This window comes from Protofrankia sp. CiP3 (assembly GCF_917627345.1).
GTDB lineage: Bacteria > Actinomycetota > Actinomycetes > Frankiales > Frankiaceae > Protofrankia.
Window position 1 is genome coordinate 25,237 of sequence record NZ_CAKJTM010000039.1, and the last position, 18,164, is coordinate 43,400.

Sequence of the window (18,164 nt, forward strand, 5' to 3'; positions counted from 1 at the left end):
TGCGCACGATCTCCTCAAGCGATCCGCGGTTATCGCGGGCGCGTCGCGGCTCCCCACCATCTCCATGGCGGCCAGGTCAGCGGCCTCGAGCGGACGACCAAACCCGAGTAGCACAAGTGCTATTTTGGGAGCGTGGACGAGATAGGACTGCGTGAGGTGCGGCAGAACGCAAGCGAGCTGGTGAGGCGGGCCCAGGCCGGCGAGCGACTGACCATCACGGTCTCCGGCCGACCGGCAGCCGTTCTAGGCCCGGTGGCCCCACGCGCGTGGCGGCGTTGGGACGATCTCGCCGAGGTCATCGCCCTGCCGGCCGACGCCGGCTGGCCCGCCGATCGCGAACTCGTGGACAACACCGTGACGGACCCCTGGGAAGATCGATGAACCGGGGTGTCCTCGACACAAGCGTGCTGGTGGCCACGGACGTCCTCCCGATCCCTGGTGAGCTGGCCGTCAGCGTCATCAGTATCGCCGAACTCCAGTTCGGTGTTCTCGTCGCCAAGACACCCGAGGCCCGCGCGAACCGACTCGCCAGGCTCAGCGCACTCCAACGAAGATTCGACCCTCTCCCAGTCGACGACGCCGTCGCCGACAGCTATGGACGACTGGCCGCCCGAGTGGCCGAAATCGGCCGCCAGCCACGGGCACGGACGATGGACCTGCTGATCGCGGCAACGGCGCACGCACACGGAGCCAGCGTTTATACCCGCAACGCCACCGACCTGGCCGGCCTCGAAGATCTCATTACAATAGTGACAATCTAGGAAAAGTCGCCTTCCGTATGCGACGTCGGGCATACGGGCAAGCCAGCAACCGTCGATCTCAGCCAGCCGTAACGCTCTCTCCGCTGGGAAAACGGGCAGCGCAGGCGGCGCCATCCCGCCAGACCTGGGCGACGACGACAGCATTGCTCCGCAGGCCGATATCCCGCTGCTGCGCGATCCGGAGCCGGGCAGCCATCTCCCGATCACCCCGCTCGACAGCCAGGAGCGCGCCCGCGTCGAGAACGAGCGCGCTCACGCCGCCGACTGATCAGCGTACAGGCCCAGCTCGCGCTCAGCCCGCGCCAGTTCCTCCGGTGTCAACGCCGGATTTGCCGTCTCCCACGAGTCAAGGAACTCTGCGAGCGCATCCGCACGCAGCTTCACGGCCGCCGCGCCCGCAAGCCAGGCCGACAGCCCAACGCCGGCCCGCCGGGCGGCATCCCGAACCGCGTCGCCCAGGTCGCCCTCGAATGACACGCTCATCTTGTCAACCTTCACCACCTTAGAATACCGGAGTAGCAACTACCGTGGTATGTCGTCTTGCCGTGGCTCATCGACCTCGTCAGCCAGGGCATAGCAGGTCCGGCACGCACCGCTGTCCCACTCCTGCCGGTCAAGCGTGGGTGGGCCGCGTCGGCGACCCCCTCTGCCTTTCTCAATCTGCGGGCACACGAATTTCGCCGGCCGATGCAAAAGTCACGATCGGCTCGACCCACCGCCGACCACGCATTGCCGAAACCACACCGCCCGGCTTCCAGCCCCGCGAGGGAGCTATCAGCGCCACCACGCCCCGTAGTCGATCAAATTTGATTTGCAACCTTGCCGCAGTCCTGGGGGAGAACCGCGACCTAATACATGGCCAGATCCTGTCGCATATTGACCTATATCCTCCTTTCCGAGCCACGGGCGATGAGAAATCCTCGTGGGGTGGCTACGGGCAACGCGCGAGGCGGAAGATGCGGCGTGGGCAGCGGCGGCGCATCTTCGCCGGGTGCGAGCGCCGAGCCCATGGTCCCGGGATGAGCCGGTGGCCGGTGTCGCACCAGCATTGAGATACGTGAGGTAACTGACGGCTCGCTCCCGGACATGGCGGCCTCAATGCCTGTCCCTGGCAGTTTCCGGCGGCGGGAGCACACCCGAGCGGTGGCAGGCCAGCGGGCACCGGCTCCCCATGTTGTGCCGTCGGGCCCGGGCATGCGGGAACGGATGGGGACGGTTCGCACGAACTGACGAATGGAAAACTGTATGTGCGGCATCGCAGGCTGGGTAGATTTTGACCGGGATCTGACCAGGGAATGGGCTACGGTGTCCGCCATGACCGCGACCATGGCCTTACGGGGACCCGACGACACCGGGATTTGGTTAGGTCCGCACGCGGCGTTGTGCCATCGGCGGTTGGCGGTCATCGACATTGAGGGCGGCCATCAGCCCATGGCCGCAGCGGACATGGCAGTCCTCACCTATAGCGGCGAGGTGTACAACTTCCGCGAGTTACGGACGCAGCTGGAGTCGAAGGGGCATCATTTTCGTACCCACAGCGATACCGAGGTCGTGCTACGCGGTTATCTGGAGTGGGGCGCGGGCATCGCCGAGAGGTTGAACGGCATCTACGCGTTCGCCCTGTGGGACTCCCGCAGCGAGGAACTCCTGCTTGTCCGCGACAGGATGGGTGTCAAGCCGCTCTTCTACTACCCACTACCGGGTGGCGGGCTGCTCTTCGGGTCGGAACCGAAGGCCATCCTGGCGCATCCGCGGGTCGACCGGGCGGTGGACGCCGACGGCCTGCGCGAGGTGTTCACCATCACCCAGACGCCCGAGCTGTCAATCTACAAGGGCATGCACGAACTCAGGCCCGGGCAGCTGCTGCGGTTCCGGCGGGAGGGCCTAAGCAAGTGGCGATACTGGGCGCTCCAAGCCTACGAGCACACCGACGATCTCCACACGACCATACGCGTGGTGCGCGAACTTCTCGAGGACATTGTGGAACGGCAGCTGGTGGCGGATGTGCCGTTGTGCAGTCTGTTGTCGGGTGGCCTCGACTCCAGCGCGATTACCGCACTGGCCCTCAAGCACGGGGACATCCGTTCGTTCTCGGTCGACTTCGCCGGATACGCCGACCATTTTCAGCCCGATGAGATGCGCGGTTCCCCCGACGGGCCGTTCGTACAGGACGCCGTGCGGTATCTGCGCCCCGAGCACACCGACATCTTACTCGACACCGCCGAGCTCACCGATCCGCGATTGCGCTCCAGTGTGATGCGTGCGTGGGAGTATCCGCAGCTCAGCGGGGACATGAACACGTCACTGTACATGCTGTTCCGAGCGATCCGCGGTCACTCGACCGTCGCGCTGTCCGGGGAGTCAGCCGATGAGGTGTTCGGCGGATACGCCTGGTTCCACCTGCCAGAAGTGGTGGAATCCCCAACCTTCCCCTGGCTTGTCGTCATGATGCAGAAGCAGCGTCCCGACGACCTTTTCGACCCGAGGCTGCGTAAGCAGCTCGACATTCTATCCTACGAGCGTGACAGATACCACGAGGCACTGGCAGAGGTGCCTCATGTGTCCCGGGCGAACTCCCGTGAACGGCGGATGAGGGAGATCTCCTATTTCCACCTGACCCGTTTCGTGAACATGCTGCTCGACCGCAAGGATCGACTGAGCATGGCCCATGGCCTGGAGGTTCGTGTGCCATTCTGTGACCATCGGCTGGTGGAGTACCTCTTCAACGCTCCCTGGTCGTTCAAGACCTTCGACGGGCGGGAGAAAAGCCTGCTGCGCGCCGCGGTCTCGGATCTGTTGCCGCAGTCGATCCTGGAGAGACGCAAGAGCCCGTACCCCGCTACCCAGGACCCCGCATACGGGCTCGCTCTGCGTGGCACTCTCGCCGGACTGATCGCGGACGGGAGTGCCCCGGTGCTGCCGCTGCTGGACCAGAAGGCGGTCGAGGCGCTGCTCGCGACACCAGCCGAGGCGACGTCGAGTACCGTCACACGCGTCAGCCTGGAGATGGTGCTGGACCTGAATGCCTGGCTGGAATCCCAGGCGCTCCGCGTCGATGTGTGACGAGTCCCGTCACCCGCGCCGCAGCACGGGTGGCCACATCGCCGGTTCACCGCATGCCGCCGGACCGAGAAATTCCACCTCCAGTTTTTCCTTGCGGTCCCGCAATTCGCGCTGTTCGAGGAGCCCACACCACACACCGCCACCTGTCCGATTGGAGTGGTTTCTATATGCGTACGCATGAACTGAAGACCGGAAGGTCGTTTGGCGTCAATTTCGATCATGGAGAAGATTTCTTCCAGGCGTTGGCGGATTTCTGCCGGGAGAACGAGGTCCGGCAGGGATACATTCCGATGTTCCTCGCCGCCTTCGCCGAGACCGAGATCGCGGGAACGTGCCAGCGGGTCGAGGACCCGGCAGCGCCGGTACGTCTTCCTGTCTATCTGGAGAAGGTCGAAGCCGTTGGATCCGGCACTTTCTCCTACGCGCCCGAAAAGAACGAGACCGTGCCGCACATCCACGTCACGGTTGGTCTGAAGCAGCACTCGGCGCTGGCGTACTCGAGCCACCTCATATCCGCCAAGGTTCAGTACCTCACTGAAATGCTCGTCACCGAGGTCCTCGCGCCCGAGATGCGCCGTCCGGTGCACAGCGAGCTCTGGGACGTCCCCCTCCTCACGTTCGAAAGCTGAGTGTCGTGCCACCTGAATCCTTTCCCTTCCCGGAAGAGCCACTCGGTAAGCGTCCGCCGAGCTGCATGTGGCGCCGTGAGAACGATCCGCTGGGGCAGGTTGAACTGCCAAGTGGTGACGTCGTGCGGCTTGCGGTGCGCTTTGACGACGTCGAGGCCGTGCTCACCGATCCACGATTCAGCCGGGACCTGAGCAAGCCTGGGGCACCCCGGCTGCAGCCCGGTGCGGACATGTCCGACGACCGCGATACTCTGATCAACCTGGATCCGCCGCGGCACACACGGGTACGTCGCATTCTCAGCCGCGCGTTCTCCGCGCGCAGTGCCGAAGGATGGCGGGCGCGCATCCGGAAGATCGCGCAGGACCTCGCCGACAGCATGCTGGCAGCCTCACCGCCCGCCGATCTGATGACGGCATTCGCGGAACCGCTCCCGATTATGGTGATCGCCGAAATACTCGGAGTCGCCGACAGCGATCTCGACCAGTTCCGTTACTGGTCGGCTGTGGCGATGAGCATCGGCCCGGACAGCGTGGCCGAGCGCGAACGAGGGCGCGACGAGTTTTTCGCCTACTTGACCGCGCTCATCGAGCGCCACCGTCGTGAGCCAGGCACGGACCTGCTGGACGCCATGATCGAGGCAAGTGACGGTGACGATCGCATGAGCGGGGCGGAGCTGTGCGACGTCACCCGCTCACTCCTGCTGGCCGGATACGAGACCACCATGACAACCATCGGGCGCGGGGCGTTCACTTTGCTGCGCCACCGTGAGCAGTACGAGGAGCTCGCGGCGGACCCGAGTCTGGTCCCCATAGCGGTCGAGGAGATTCTCCGGCACGACTTTCCGGCCGACGTGGGCTTCCTCCGGCTCGCCATGGAGGATGTCGAGCTCCCGTCCGGATGTGTGCGCGCGGGCGAAGGAGTCATGCCGCTGATCTCCTCGGCGCATGGTGACTCCACGAAGTTCCAGGACCCGGACACGTTCGACATTCATCGAACAGACAACGGGCACCTGGCTTTCGGGAAGGGGCCGCACTACTGCATCGGCGCCCATCTCGCACGTGTGCAGCTGCAAGAGGGGTTCGCCGTGCTCGCCCGCACCATGCCGAATCTACGTTTGGCAGTACCCGCGGACGAGGTGATCTGGAAACCGGACATGATGACCCATTCCATTGCAAATCTCCGCGTTTCATGGTGATTCGAGGGGAAGTCCAAGGTGAATACCACAGCTGAGGATCCCGCACTGCACCGACCGGATGACCCGGCCCGGACAGCAAGGGACCTACCGTTTATCGAACGCATCGCCAGCTGGTGCGAAGAATTCCTGTGCCGACCGCATCCCGAACTCGGCCGCGGCGGCTCGGTGTGTCCCTTTGTCCCGCGTGCCCTGTCCATGAACAGGATCATTTTCGTGGTCGTGCGTACGGCGAACCGCCCGGCGGCCGAGATCGATCAGGAGATCGCCGAGTACCGGGACGTCTTCCTGCGTACGGAACCGCGATCCGGACCAGAGGCCATGGACAAGGCGATCCTGGTGATCCTGCCCGATGTGAGCGATGAGGACGCGCCTGCCATGGTGGACGAAACGCACCGCAGGTTGAAGGCGGAGTTCGTCGAATCAGGTCTCATGATTGGCAGGTTTCATCCGCGGAGTGAGCAGGGCGGGCTGCACAACCCCGCGTTCCGGCCGCTGCGCAGCCCGATTCCGCTGCTCGCCATCCGGTACATGGTCGACTCCGACCTGCCCTTCTTGAATCGCGTCGACGATCCTGTACCCGATCGCATCAAATTCCTCAAGGCATACGGGCGGCGTTTCGACGGTGCCGAAGAGTCCCGCTGGTCCGAGCGAGGCCAGGCAGCACTCAGCGAGATCCGGGTGAGTCCGGAATCAGAACAGTGACGGCCGACGTGACGCGCAGGGTCGCGATTGTGGCAGGCGGCACCCGCGGGATCGGTGCGCGGATCTCCCGACGGCTCGCCGACGACTTCGACGTGGTCGTCGGTTTCGTCCAGGACACTGCATCCGCTGACAAGCTGGTCGCTGAGATCGTCGGGACCGGGGCCGGACGAGCACTGGCGGTCCGCGGCGACATCAGCGAGCCAGACAACGTCGACCAGCTGTTCGCGGCGGCGGAGAAGGCGTACGGCGGTGTGGACATCGTGGTCAGCTGTGCGGGGGCGCACGCCGACCGGCGTGGCCCCTTGGCCGACACCGATGACGAGAGCTTCCGTCGTGTTGTGGATGTCAATTTTCGCGGCACGTTCAACATGCTGCGGGCCGCATCAGCCCGGGTGCGTCCTGGCGGACGCATCATTACCTTCTCCAGCTCGGCTGCCGCCCTGGGCGCGCCGGGGCAGGCGGTCTACAACGCGTGCAAGGTCGCGGTCGAGGTGCTGACGCGTCAGCTCGCCAAAGAGCTGGCGGGGCGGAACATCACGGCCAACGCCGTCGCTCCCGGTCCCACCGGCACTGAGCTCCTGCTGCGCGGCAGGTCCCCGGATGCCATCGAAGCTTTGGCCCGGCAGATTCCGCTCGGCAGGATTGGACGTCCGCAGGACATCGCCAAGGTGGTGGAGTTCCTCGTCGGCGAACAGGGCGGCTGGGTCAACGGGCAGGTCATTCACGCCAACGGAGGGCTCGTCTGACAACGCGCCCGGCGGAGTCCAGGCACTGGGAAACACGCTCTCTCGGAGAGGAGCACCGTCATGCCAGAAACCCGGATGTTGCCGGGAAATTGTGCTGGAGTCTTTGATGACGTCGAGGTGGTGGTCGCCGACCCGGCGGTGTTCGCATCTTTCATCGAGGATGCTGTCGGGGAGTATCGCCTTGGTCTTGAGTCGGTGGCCGCGGGTGGTTCACGCCTGCACCGACCCAACAGTTTCGGGCTGCTCGGGGGAACTGTAGAAGGCGACGCGATGATACTTCGAAGGATCGCTTTCGCCGACAATGTCCGAGCCGTTGACTCGGTGCCGATGGAGGAGTTCAGGAAGAACATCGTCCCCCAGTTCGGAAAGCAGTACGATGATGGCGAGAGGGGATTCTGGTGTGATTCGCGTCAGCTCCTGAAGGTCGTGCGTGAATTCGAGGACAACGGACTCGAGATGCTCGGGTCCGTCCATATGCATCCTGACTGGCACCGGGTGGGGCCGATGCACGAACGGGGCACGGAAAACCTGAGCGAGAATCCCAGCCGTATGGATGAGTACCTTTTCCGAAACGCCGGCTGGCCGCTTAACATCATCTGCTATCTGGAGAGCCGGGAGGATGGCGTCACGCACACGTACGGCGCGTGGCGTCCGCCCGTATCCGAGGGCCTGAAGGCCGCGAAGATGCCCATCAGGTTCTTCGCATAGGGCCATATAGCGGCGCCAGCCTAACCAAGGTGCCAGCATGTCGAATTCAGCCGAATGCGGAGGCAATATGGGAACCTATCCTGACACCATTGGTCTTGTGGTGACGCCATCCGACACGAGGTACGACAGGGCGCGCAGCATCTGGAACGAGCGTTTCGACTGTCGGCCCCAGGCTGTCGTATACCCACGGGACGCCGAAGAGACAGCAGCCGCATTATGTTATGTACGCGACCATGGCATCTCCTTCCGTATCCGTTCCGGTGGCCACAACGTCGAGGGCTTCTGCACCCTCGACGACGGTATCGTGATCGACGTGTCAAGGCTGGGGTCTGTGGCCGTGAACAACGACCGGAGCCGGGCTGTCATCGGCCCCGGTGTCCTCCTGGGCGAGGTATACGCGGTTCTGTGGTCTGTCGGCGGCACGATCCCGGCGGGAGTCTGCCCAGACATCCGGATCGGTGGCCATGTCCTCGGTGGCGGGATCGGGATGCTCGTGCGGTCACGGGGCCTGCTCATCGACAGTCTTGTCGGTCTCACCGTGGTCGATGCGCGGGGCAGGATCCTGGCGGTCGACGAGACGAACCACGCGGACCTGCTGTGGGCCTCGCGGGGCGGTGGCGGCGGGAATTTCGGGATCGTCACCTCCTATACGTTCAAAATGCGGCCTATTTCCGACGTGACGCTGTTTACGATGAAATGGGACTGGGCCGACGGCATCGCGGTACTCGACGAATGGCAGCGCTGGATCCTTCGAGCGGACGAGCGCGTGAACGTCAGGTTCAACCTGTTCCCCAGGTCTGCCGGAATGGCCATGACGACCGGGCTGTTCGAAGGCTCGGCCGACGAGCTGAAATCAATCATCAAGCCGCTGGTCGACACACATCCGCCGCGCGAGACTTCCATGCGCACCGTGCCTTACATGGACAGTGTGGGCACGTGGACTCAGCGGGTTCCGTCGATACGGGCAAAATTCGTCCCCGCGCTCGCCGCGAGACCGCTCGACTCATACGCCATGAAAATCCTCGATCGCTGGCACAGGACTGCGCCCGCCGGAGTCAGGACGGGGTTCTACGGACTCGGCGGCGCGGTACTGGGTGACGTTCCGCCGGAACATTCGGCATTCGCGCACCGAAACGCGTCCATCTGCGTGGAGTACCTCGGGCACTGGGACGATGCGGAGTCCGATCGTGAGCATCTCGACTGGCTGTGTGGAATCCGCGACGAGATGCTCCCGTTCATGACGGGCGGCGCCTACGTCAACAGCCCGGACCGCGATCTGGCCAACTGGCTGCACGCCTACTACGGGGACAGACTTCCCCGGCTGATGGATGTGAAACGTCGGTACGATCCCCATAACGTCTTCAGTTTTGAGCAAAGCATCCCGACATCCCTGACCCTGCCGGAAGCCCACGCCGCGGGACTGCCCGACGCGGTCATCGCCGAGCTGCGTTCCAGGAATTTGCTCTCAGAGCATGCTTGAGATCAGGCTTTCGATCAGTGAGCCGGAATGACGGTCTCAAACGCGCTCCCAGCCTGACGGCCGGGCCGTTGCGATGCACAAGCTGATCGATCGTCCACCTGTCACCTATTCACCTGTCGATGCCAGCGCCGCCGGCGTGGGCACGTAGGTCACCGGCACATGCGCCCGGATCCCATCGGAACCAATCACATCCCCATCTGATCAGGGAGACACCATGGACAGCCGCATCAAGACGGTTGTGATCCTCGGCGGGGGTACCGCTGGCTGGATGACCGCAGCCTACCTCGGCAAAGCGCTTCAGAACACGGTGAAGATCGTGGTTTTGGAGGCCCCGAGCATTCCACGGATCGGTGTCGGAGAAGCCACCATCCCCAACCTCCAGCGCGCTTTCTTCGACTACCTCGGTATCGCCGAGGAAGAGTGGATGCGTGAGTGTAACGCCAGTTACAAGATGGCCGTGAAGTTCATCAACTGGCGCACCCCCGGGGAGGGCAGCCCGCAACCGCGGTTCAGCTATGGCCACGTGGACGCCTTCCACCACCCGTTCGGCCTGCTGCCGTCCGCCGACCAGATCCCGCTCTCCCACTACTGGGCGGCCAAGAGGCTGCGGGGCGAGACCAACGAGCCCTATGACTACGCCTGCTTCACCGACACCGCGATCATGGACGCCAAGAAGGCCCCGCGCTGGCTCGACATGCGTCGGGCGACCACCTACGCCTGGCACTTCGACGCCCAGCTCGTCGCCAGGTTCCTGCGCAACTTCGCAGTGACCAAGCAGGCGGTCGAGCATGTCGAGGACGAGATGACCGAGGTGCTGACGGACGAGCGGGGGTTCATCACGGCGCTGCGCACCACGTCGGGGCAGCTCCTTGAGGGTGATCTGTTCATCGACTGCTCCGGGTTCCGCGGACTTTTGATCAATCAGGCGATGGGCGAGCCGTTCATCGACATGAGTGACCACCTGCTCTGCGACAGCGCGGTGGCCACAGCCGTGCCGCACGACGACGAGGTGAACGGCATCGAGCCCTACACCTCCTCGATCGCCATGCCGGCTGGATGGACGTGGAAGATCCCCATGCTGGGCAGGTTCGGCAGCGGCTACGTTTATTCCAGTAGCTTCGCCAGCCGCGACGAGGCCACCGTGGACTTCGCGCGGCTGTGGGGGCTCGACCCTGAGCAGACCACGTTCAACCACATCCGCTTCAGGGTCGGCCGCAACCGCAGGGCCTGGGTGCGCAACTGCGTCAGCGTCGGCCTGTCCTCCTGCTTCGTCGAGCCGCTGGAGTCCAGCGGCATCTACTTCATCTATGCAGCCATACACATGCTGGCCAAGCACTTCCCCGACCGGAACTTCGACAGGGTGCTCATCGACCGGTTCAATCGCGAGATCGAGGAGATGTTCGACGACACGCGGGACTTCCTCCAGGCGCACTACTTCTTCTCGCCGCGCGTGGACACGCCGTTCTGGGAGGCGAACAAGAAACTGCGGCTTGCCGACGGCATCAAGGAGAAGGTCGAGACCTATCGGGCCGGGCTGCCGGTGAACCTGCCGATCACCGATGAAGGCAACTATTATGGCAACTTCGAAGCTGAGTTCCGCAACTTCTGGACCAACGGCAGTTATTATTGCATATTTACGGGACTCGGCATGCTGCCCCGCTCCCCGCTACCCGCCCTCGCCTACAAGCCCGAGTCACTCGCCCGGGCCGAGCTGCTGTTCGCCGACATCAAGCGGAAGCAGACAGACATGGTGGGCTCACTGCCGTCCACCTACGATCTGCTACGCCAGCTGCACGGTGTCTCATGACCAGCGGGACACGCCAGCAACGCTACCGCGACCTGATGAGCGCATTTCCCACCGGTATCGCGGTGGTAACCAGCCTCGACACCGAAAAACAGCCACGGGGCATGACGTGCTCGTCGATCACTAGCGCCACCTTGGATCCACCGACTCTGCTGGTCTGCCTGCGGATCGGCAGCGCCACGCTGCAGGCGGTAACGTCCCACGGCAGCTTTACCATCAACCTTCTGCACGAGGGTGGACAGCACGCCGCGGAGGTGTTCTCGGGCCCCGACCCCGACCGCTTCGCACGGGTGACCTGGAAACAGTCGTGGTCTGGTTTGCCCTGGCTGGTCGAGGACGCATTCGCCATGGCGGAATGTCAGGTCAGCGGCATCCTGCGGGTCGGCGATCACGCTGTGGTGCTCGGGGCGGTAAACATGATCTATCAAACCACGGGTACTCCCCTGCTCTACGGCCTGCGCAGTTTCGCCGCGTGGCCGCAGCCGGTGACGAGTGATCGCCTCCCGCTCTGTGTCGAGTGACGCAATACACGCTTTCACGAACTAGCGAGCTACTAGCGAGCTACTAGCGAGCTACCGAGAAGGAGGCTCATGGCAACGAGTCATGTCCATCGCCCGGCTGCCCGAATTTGTGAACTCGACAGGTTCTCCGCCTACCGCTCCACGGACGCATCGGTGGATGACGACGAGGACATCCTGGATCTGTCGAACAACGAGCTCATGCTGCCTCCGCTGCCGGCGGTGGCGGAGTCGCTGTGTCAGAGCAACAAAAAAATCAATCTATATCCGGACCCCACCGCACGCTCCCTGCGGCACGGCCTCGCCCGATACTTCGGTGCTGATGCGGAGGAGATCACGGTCGGACCGGGCAGCGCCGGGGTACTGCAACAGCTTCTCCTTGTCCTGTGCGGCCGTCACGACGAAGTGCTCTACGCCTGGCCTGGCTTCGACGCCTATCCCCTGCTGATCGCGGTGGCGGGTGCCAGGGGCGTACCGGTTCCGCTCACCTCCACCGGCGAGCACGATCTGCCGGAACTGCTGGCAAGCGTGAATTCACGTACCCGTGCGGTCATCCTGTGTTCCCCCCACAATCCCACGGGCTGCCGCATAACCCGGCGCAATCTTCGTTGGTTCCTCGACAGCCTGCCGCCTCACGTGGTGGCTATCCTTGATCAGGCATACATGGAGTTCAGCGAGGAAGACGATCCGCGCGACCTCGACATCGTCCGCGAGTGCCCGAGAGTCGTCCTTCTGCGGACGTTTTCCAAGGCACACGGGCTCGCGGGGCTGCGTGCCGGCTACGCCTTCGCCGCATCGGACATCGCGCGCCTTGCCCGTAAGACGGTCATCCCGTTCGCTGTCACCCGCACCGCCGAGAACGCGGCGGTGGTCTCGTTGGAGCAGAAGAAAGAGCTGGCCACCAGGATTGACCTGGTGCGACGGCTGCGTACGGATCTCCACGTGGGCCTGGGCGCCTGTGGCCTCTCACCTACACCTTCGTACGGAAACTTCGTCTGGATTCCACTGGGTACGTCGTCGGAGCGTTTCGCCGCGTCGGTGTTGAAAGCGGGAGTGAAGATCAGGTCTTATCCCGAACACGGCGTGCGGATCTCAGTGGGTACCGAAAACGCCCATCGGCGTGTGCTCGATGCCGCCAGGGAATATGTTGATTTCGAGATTTCGTCTGAATCGGCGGTTTCCGCCGGGGGCGTGGCACGGTGAGATTTCGATCTCACGAGCCTGCCGGCCATTGGGGACAGGTGCGCTGGTAAGGCTCGCCGGGGAGGTAGCTACGCCACTCCACCTGAGTGAGGTTGCGCCCCGCGATACGGCAGGCGGTGGCCACCCAGCCCTCGATGCCGACGTCCCAGATCTGAACAGCTCCTCCGGAGGTGCCGGCCAGCGCGATGGTGCCGTCCGGGCTGCGCGAGAGTGAGTACGCGTCATGCGGCAGTGGCAGGGGCTCACCTATCGGCGCGAGGGTGGTGGTGTCCCACAGCTGCGCAATGCCGCGTCCGTTGACGGTACTCGTCGTCATCATGACCCGGCCGCCACGGAGGAACTCGACCCCACCAAGACTCGGCGTCGGCAGCCTGCGCCGCACGGCCCCGGTTTCGACAGCGCGGAACTCGACGACGCCGGCCGGCACCGTCCCATAGCCGACCGCCAGTGTCGTGCCGTCCGGTGAGAACACCACCGCCGGAGGGCCGACCGCGTCCAGCTCGAGCCGCTGCGACCACACCGTCCGGCCGGTGGCGGCGTCGAACAGGCTGATGGTGCGGCCTGGGACGTCCTCGGCGGCGAGCCAGCGCCCGTCGTGGCTGAAGACGAGGCGCAGCGCGTCCGGCGCGTCCCGCGCGCCCGGGGCTGGTGTGGCCGCCGTGGCCGACTGCCCCACCAGGCGGGGCCGCCGCGGGTCACCGATATCCCAGAGCAGGACCGAACCGCCGACGGCCACGGCGACCCTGCGCCCGGCCGGGCTCCACGCGACGGCGTCGGTGCGCGCTGCCGGCCCGGTGCCGGCAAGCACCGCCAGTTCGGCGCCGCCGGCCCGCTCCCACGACACGGGGAGGTGGGACTCCGGCGGGGCGGCTGTGCCATCATCGCGCCGCCCTTGGCCCCAGAGCCGGACCGTACCGTCCCGGCCCGGTGCGGCGAGCAGGGCGCCGTCCGGGCTGAACGCGGCGGGGGCCTCGACGGCGCCGCCGAGCAGCGGCCCCTCGAGGCGGCCGGTGCCCGCATCCCACAGCAGGACCCGCCGGTCGTCAATGCCCTGGGTTGCGATCTCGGTGCCGCCGGGGATGAACGCGGCCACGACGCGGCCGTCGTGGCCGTCCAGGGTCCGGCCGAGCGGTGATGTGGCGGCGTCCTGGCGCCAGATGTCGGCCTCGGCCACGCTGCTGGTGAGCAGCCGTCCGTCGGGCAGGAAGGCGACCGGGACGATCCCAGGCCGGGAGAATGTGGCGGCCAGCCGGCCCGACGGCAGGTCGAACACCCGGGTGAGATCGGTCTCCTCGTCGTTGGCGACCAGGCGCCGGCCGTCGTTGCTGATCACAGCGCCGGCGCCGGCCCTGGTGAAGCCGGTCAGCGGTGCCTGACGCAGCTGCCCGGTGTCGACGTCCCACAGCATCACATGGTCACCGAGGGCGGTTGGAAGTGTGACGCCGTCGGGGCCGAAGAAGCCGAGGCGTCCGGGCAGCTCCCGCAGGAACTGTCCGGTATGAGCGTCCCACACCCGCGTCGATGAGCCACCGGTCCCTACCCCGGCGAGCCGGCTCCCGTCCGCGTTGATCACGACAAGCGGGATATCGCCGGGTTTCATCGGGACCTGCAGCGGTGGCCCGACCTGTCGGGGCGCGTCGGGAACAGAGCGGTCCCACAGGACGATCCGCCCGCTGTTGTCGACCGCGAACAGCCGGGACGGGTTGTCCGGGTCGAACTGCCCGTAGGCGAGGCCGTCCCCGGCCCGGATGGGTGCCCCGACCTGTTCGCCGCGCATGACGTCCCAGACGACGATGGTCCCGTCGTTCCCGCCGACAGCGAGCATCGTGGCGTCCGCACTAAAGACGGCGAGCTGGCGACCGGTGGGCCAGTGCAGCGTGCGCTGGACTCGGCCGGCGGTCAGGTCCCACACGGTGACCGTGCCGTCTCGCCCCGGGACGGCGAGCAGCCGCCCGTCCCGACTCACCGACGGGGGCACGATCGGCAGCAGGCCGGGGGCGCCGAACCGGATGATCTGATCGAGGTTGGCCGGGGTGTGGACGAGCGCGGTCACCAGACCGCCTTCGGTGTCCCGGGAGGGGGCGAGCCGGTAGCCCTCCACGCCGAGCAGCAGCGCCAGGTCGACCTGGTCGGTGTCAAGGCCGGCGGCCAGCGTCGCCAGCCGGCTGCCCTGCGCCGACCGGGTGGCCCCGCGGGCCATCTGTGCCTGCTGGTTGGCCGCGCCGCGCTGCATGACCGCCACGCCGACGCTGGTCAACGCGATCACCAGCAGCCCGGCCAGCACGGCGGCCAGCACCCGCAGCCGCCGGGCGCTGCGCCGGGCGTGGTGCAGCGCGCGTTCCTGTACGGCGGCGGAGGCGTCCAGGAAGGCGCGCTCCAACAGGTTGGCGTCCCCGAGGTGGGCGGCCGCCCACTCCTGGGCAGCGTCGAGACGGGCGCCGCGGTAGAGGTCGGCCGGGTCGCGGCCGGCCGCGGCCCAGGCAGCGGCGGCCTCGGTGAGGTGGCGGTGCACCCGCCGGCCGTCGCGGTCGGCTTCCAGCCAGGCCCGCAGCCGGGGCCACTCCCGCAGCAGCGCCTCATGGGCAACCTCCACCGTGTCACCGTCAGCGGTGACCAGCCGCCGCTCGACCAGGGCGGCGAGCACGGCATCCTCTGGCCCACCGCCGGCCAGCTCGGCCCGCGGCGCCCGGCGGCGCAGGTCATCGGCGGCGCCCTCGCCGGGGGTAGCGAGCCGGAGAAACACCTTCCGGGCAGTCGCCTGGCCCTCGGTGTCCAGTGAGTCGTAGACGCCGTCGGCGAGTCGGGTGATCGCCCCTGCCATGCCACCGGCTTCGCGGTAGGCCGCGGTGCGCAGCACTCGGCCGTCGCGGCGCTCCCAGGTGGCGAGCAACGCGGTTGGACAGCAACGGCAGCGCCCCCGGCTCGTGGCGGACGTCGGCCAGGACCGTGTCGGTGAACCCCTCCTCGAGTTCGAGTCCGGCGACGTGGGCGGGTTCGGAGATCGCCCGCCGTAGCTCGCTTATCGTCATCGGGCCGATAAGTACATGGTTGCCACCGATGAGGTGGGCGAGCGCCGGGTGGCGGGCGAAGTGGCCGTAGTAGTCGGCGCGGACCGTGAGGACGGCGCGCAGGCGCCCGTCGCCCCGCTCGAGCGCACCGGCCAACACGTCGATGAACTCCTCCCGGCTCTCCCGCGCCCAGGTGGTGAACGCCTCCTCGAACTGGTCCAGAACGAGGAGCTCGTTCCCACCGCTATCGACATCGATTGCGGCCGGGTCGACCGTGCCGGCTCGCAGCAGCCGGATCCGCCACCGCTCGCTGCCGGGTAGCACGCCCGAACGCAGCGCTGGCACCAGCCCAGCCCGCACCAGCGACGACTTCCCGCCGCCCGACGGGCCCACCACCGTCAGCAGCGGCGCGGCCACGCAGCGGGCCACCAGCTGGGCCACCAGCCGTTCCCGGCCGAAGAAGTACGGGGCGTCGGACTCCTCGAAACGTGCCAGCCCCTTGTACGGGCAGAGGACGGCATCCCTCCCGCCGGCCAGGTCGGCGGCCCTCTCCGGTGCGGTGGAGCCATCAGGTGCCGCGGCGCGGCGGCGGATCCTCGCTCGCTGCAGGTAGAGGACGTCGGCGACCATCGCGTGCTCGGCCGCGCCCAGTGCCCGCCGCCCGCTGACCACCCACGCCGCGCTCCGGCCGACCCGCTCCCCGCCCCGGGTATCCGCCCAGCCGGCCGCATGCTCGTGTACCCGCGCGGGGACGCCGCCGGAGGAGGCGGCCACCGCTTCGGCTGCCTCCGCGAGTTCCTCGTCAGCCACATAGCCGGCCACAATTGTCCTGACCTGCTCCACCCCGAGTGGACCGAGCCGCAGTACCTCCTGAGAGCCGGCTTCGGCCGCACCGGACGGGCGGCCCGTCTCCTTTTCTTCCGTCCGGTCGCCGTCGGCGGACCCGTCGGCGACTGCGACGACGACGACAAGTACCGATAGCCGCATGACTGCGACCGCCAGCCGCCGCAACTCATCTGGGTCCGCCCCCGCCCCCGGCGGGTCGTCGAGGACGACCAACACCGGATGCTCCGCCGTGGTCCCCACGAGCATCTGGGCGTCCACCGGGCCGAGGAGGACCGCGGCGCCCCGGCTGCCCACCCGGCGTGCGAACTCTGCCACCAGCCGGCTGGCGCCCATCCCCGGCGCGCCCTCGACGACCACGACCCCGCCCGAGCCGTCGAGGGCACGCCCCCACGCCAGTTCAAGGTGACGCAGTTCCCCCTCCCGCCCGACCAGCGGGTTCCGGTCCGCGTCCAGTCTGGCCGGCAGCTCCTGCGGACGCACCGCGTCCGGGCGCAGGCTGGGCTGCTCGGCGAGGATGGCCGCTTCCAGCGCCCGCAGCTGCGGGCCGGGCTCCACCCCGATTTCGTCCACGCTCCGGGTCCGGGCCGCGCGGTAGGCATCCAGCGCCTCCGCCTGCCGCCCTGATTCGTACAGCGCGACTATCAGCTGGCCCCGTAACCGTTCCCGCAACGGGTACTCGGCCACCAACCGCTGCAGCTCGCTGACCAAGGCCGCGGCATGACCGAGCGCCAGTTCGCCGTCGATGCGGTCGGCCACGGCGGCGAGCCGCAGCTCCGCCAGCCGGTCCCGCTCGCTTACCACAAACTCGGCGTCGTCGAGGTTCTCGTATGCCTCCCCCCGCCATAGCCCCAGCGCACGCCGGAGGCGGGCGAGCGCGAGTTCGGGGGCACCGGCCGCCAGTGCCTGCCGCGCCTGCCCGGCGAGCTGTTCGAACACGGCCGCGTCCAGGGCCGCCGTGCCGGCCCGGAGGCTGTAGCCGGGCGGTGAGGTGATCAGGATGCGCCAGCCAGCCCGTGGGCTGTCTGGTTCCAACAGCCGGCGCAGCCGGGAAATATAGCCCTGCAGCGTCTTCTCCGCCGTCAGCGGCGGCTCCGCCCCCCACACCCCGTCCACCAGCCGCGACACCGACAGGACCCGGTTATGCTCGGACAGCAGCAAACCGAGCAGCGCCCGTTCCCGCGCGCTCCGCAGCGGCAGGAGTTCGCCGTTCCGGCGGACCTCCAGCGGCCCGAGCACCCCAAACCATAACTCGGACGAGGCGACGCCGACGCCCTTGCCGACGGACCCGTGCGGTGCCGCCGTCGATCCGTCGACGGCGGCACCCGTACCCTCTCGAGCCATATTTCGGTTACCCTTCCGCCGTCGGACCCGTCTCGAGCTGCCCGGCGACGCCTCTCAGCCGCCACTCGCAGCTCGGCTCGACCAAATTTTCGCCCCGTCGACCGTCAGCACACCGACAGTTTGAATGATCTCAAAGCTTGAATTAAGAGCGCCCGAGAA

Annotated in this window: 15 protein-coding genes and 1 pseudogene; 12 read left to right on the plus strand and 4 right to left on the minus strand. The window is 66.7% G+C overall.

Annotated elements, in window-relative coordinates; all coding sequences use genetic code 11:
* Positions 1-132: 132 nt before the first annotated feature.
* Positions 133-381 (plus strand): type II toxin-antitoxin system Phd/YefM family antitoxin, encoded by a 249-nt coding sequence (locus MJ797_RS14765; protein WP_239335145.1) that lies wholly within the window; start codon positions 133-135, stop codon positions 379-381.
* Positions 378-761 carry a type II toxin-antitoxin system VapC family toxin gene (locus MJ797_RS14770; protein WP_239335147.1) on the plus strand — a complete coding sequence of 128 codons (384 nt, stop codon included), beginning with the start codon at positions 378-380 and terminating at the stop codon, positions 759-761. Before MJ797_RS14765 ends, MJ797_RS14770 begins: the two co-directional genes overlap by 4 nt.
* Before the next feature lie 58 nt (positions 762-819).
* Here MJ797_RS14770 and MJ797_RS14775 read toward each other — a convergent pair whose 3' ends face one another.
* Positions 820-1,017 (minus strand): hypothetical protein, encoded by a 198-nt coding sequence (locus MJ797_RS14775; RefSeq protein ID WP_239335149.1) that lies wholly within the window; start codon positions 1,015-1,017, stop codon positions 820-822.
* Complete coding sequence (locus tag MJ797_RS14780) at positions 1,014-1,244, minus strand: hypothetical protein (protein WP_239335151.1); 231 nt, start codon at positions 1,242-1,244, stop codon at positions 1,014-1,016. The genes MJ797_RS14775 and MJ797_RS14780 overlap by 4 nt, the downstream gene beginning before the upstream one ends.
* A 762-nt stretch (positions 1,245-2,006) precedes the next feature.
* Between MJ797_RS14780 and asnB the strand changes: the two genes are divergently transcribed.
* From asnB to MJ797_RS14830, 10 genes are all read left to right on the plus strand, one after another.
* Positions 2,007-3,824, plus strand: a complete 1,818-nt coding sequence (gene asnB, locus MJ797_RS14785) for an asparagine synthase (glutamine-hydrolyzing) (protein ID WP_239335153.1) — start codon at positions 2,007-2,009, stop codon at positions 3,822-3,824.
* A 167-nt stretch (positions 3,825-3,991) separates the two neighbouring features.
* Complete coding sequence (locus tag MJ797_RS14790) at positions 3,992-4,453, plus strand: PPC domain-containing DNA-binding protein (RefSeq protein ID WP_239335155.1); 462 nt, start codon at positions 3,992-3,994, stop codon at positions 4,451-4,453.
* A 5-nt stretch (positions 4,454-4,458) separates the two neighbouring features.
* Positions 4,459-5,649, plus strand: coding sequence for a cytochrome P450 (locus tag MJ797_RS14795; RefSeq protein ID WP_239335157.1), 1,191 nt, complete (start codon positions 4,459-4,461; stop codon positions 5,647-5,649).
* A gap of 18 nt (positions 5,650-5,667) precedes the next feature.
* A complete protein-coding gene (locus MJ797_RS14800) occupies positions 5,668-6,351 on the plus strand; it encodes a DUF6875 domain-containing protein (RefSeq protein WP_239335159.1) in 684 nt (227 codons plus the stop codon).
* A gap of 8 nt (positions 6,352-6,359) precedes the next feature.
* The gene (locus MJ797_RS14805; RefSeq protein WP_239335161.1) at positions 6,360-7,097 is read left to right on the plus strand and encodes an SDR family oxidoreductase; all 738 of its coding nucleotides are present in this window, start codon (positions 6,360-6,362) and stop codon (positions 7,095-7,097) included.
* Between the two features lie 60 nt (positions 7,098-7,157).
* Positions 7,158-7,805, plus strand: coding sequence for a hypothetical protein (locus tag MJ797_RS14810; RefSeq protein WP_239335162.1), 648 nt, complete (start codon positions 7,158-7,160; stop codon positions 7,803-7,805).
* A 67-nt stretch (positions 7,806-7,872) separates the two neighbouring features.
* Positions 7,873-9,285 carry an FAD-binding oxidoreductase gene (locus tag MJ797_RS14815; RefSeq protein WP_239335163.1) on the plus strand — a complete coding sequence of 471 codons (1,413 nt, stop codon included), beginning with the start codon at positions 7,873-7,875 and terminating at the stop codon, positions 9,283-9,285.
* A 214-nt stretch (positions 9,286-9,499) separates the two neighbouring features.
* Positions 9,500-11,092, plus strand: a complete 1,593-nt coding sequence (locus MJ797_RS14820; protein ID WP_239335164.1) for a tryptophan halogenase family protein — start codon at positions 9,500-9,502, stop codon at positions 11,090-11,092.
* A complete protein-coding gene (locus MJ797_RS14825) occupies positions 11,089-11,610 on the plus strand; it encodes a flavin reductase family protein (RefSeq protein WP_239335165.1) in 522 nt (173 codons plus the stop codon). Before MJ797_RS14820 ends, MJ797_RS14825 begins: the two co-directional genes overlap by 4 nt.
* 69 nt (positions 11,611-11,679) lie before the next feature.
* Complete coding sequence (locus tag MJ797_RS14830; RefSeq protein ID WP_239335166.1) at positions 11,680-12,810, plus strand: aminotransferase class I/II-fold pyridoxal phosphate-dependent enzyme; 1,131 nt, start codon at positions 11,680-11,682, stop codon at positions 12,808-12,810.
* A 10-nt stretch (positions 12,811-12,820) separates the two neighbouring features.
* Here MJ797_RS14830 and MJ797_RS27510 read toward each other — a convergent pair whose 3' ends face one another.
* Together MJ797_RS27510 and MJ797_RS14835 are read right to left on the minus strand one after the other, a co-directional pair.
* A complete protein-coding gene (locus MJ797_RS27510; RefSeq protein WP_374582262.1) occupies positions 12,821-15,667 on the minus strand; it encodes a hypothetical protein in 2,847 nt (948 codons plus the stop codon).
* Between the two features lie 49 nt (positions 15,668-15,716).
* Positions 15,717-18,005, minus strand: a pseudogene (locus MJ797_RS14835) (BTAD domain-containing putative transcriptional regulator); the annotation flags it as partial.
* Between the last annotated feature and the right edge of the window lie 159 nt (positions 18,006-18,164).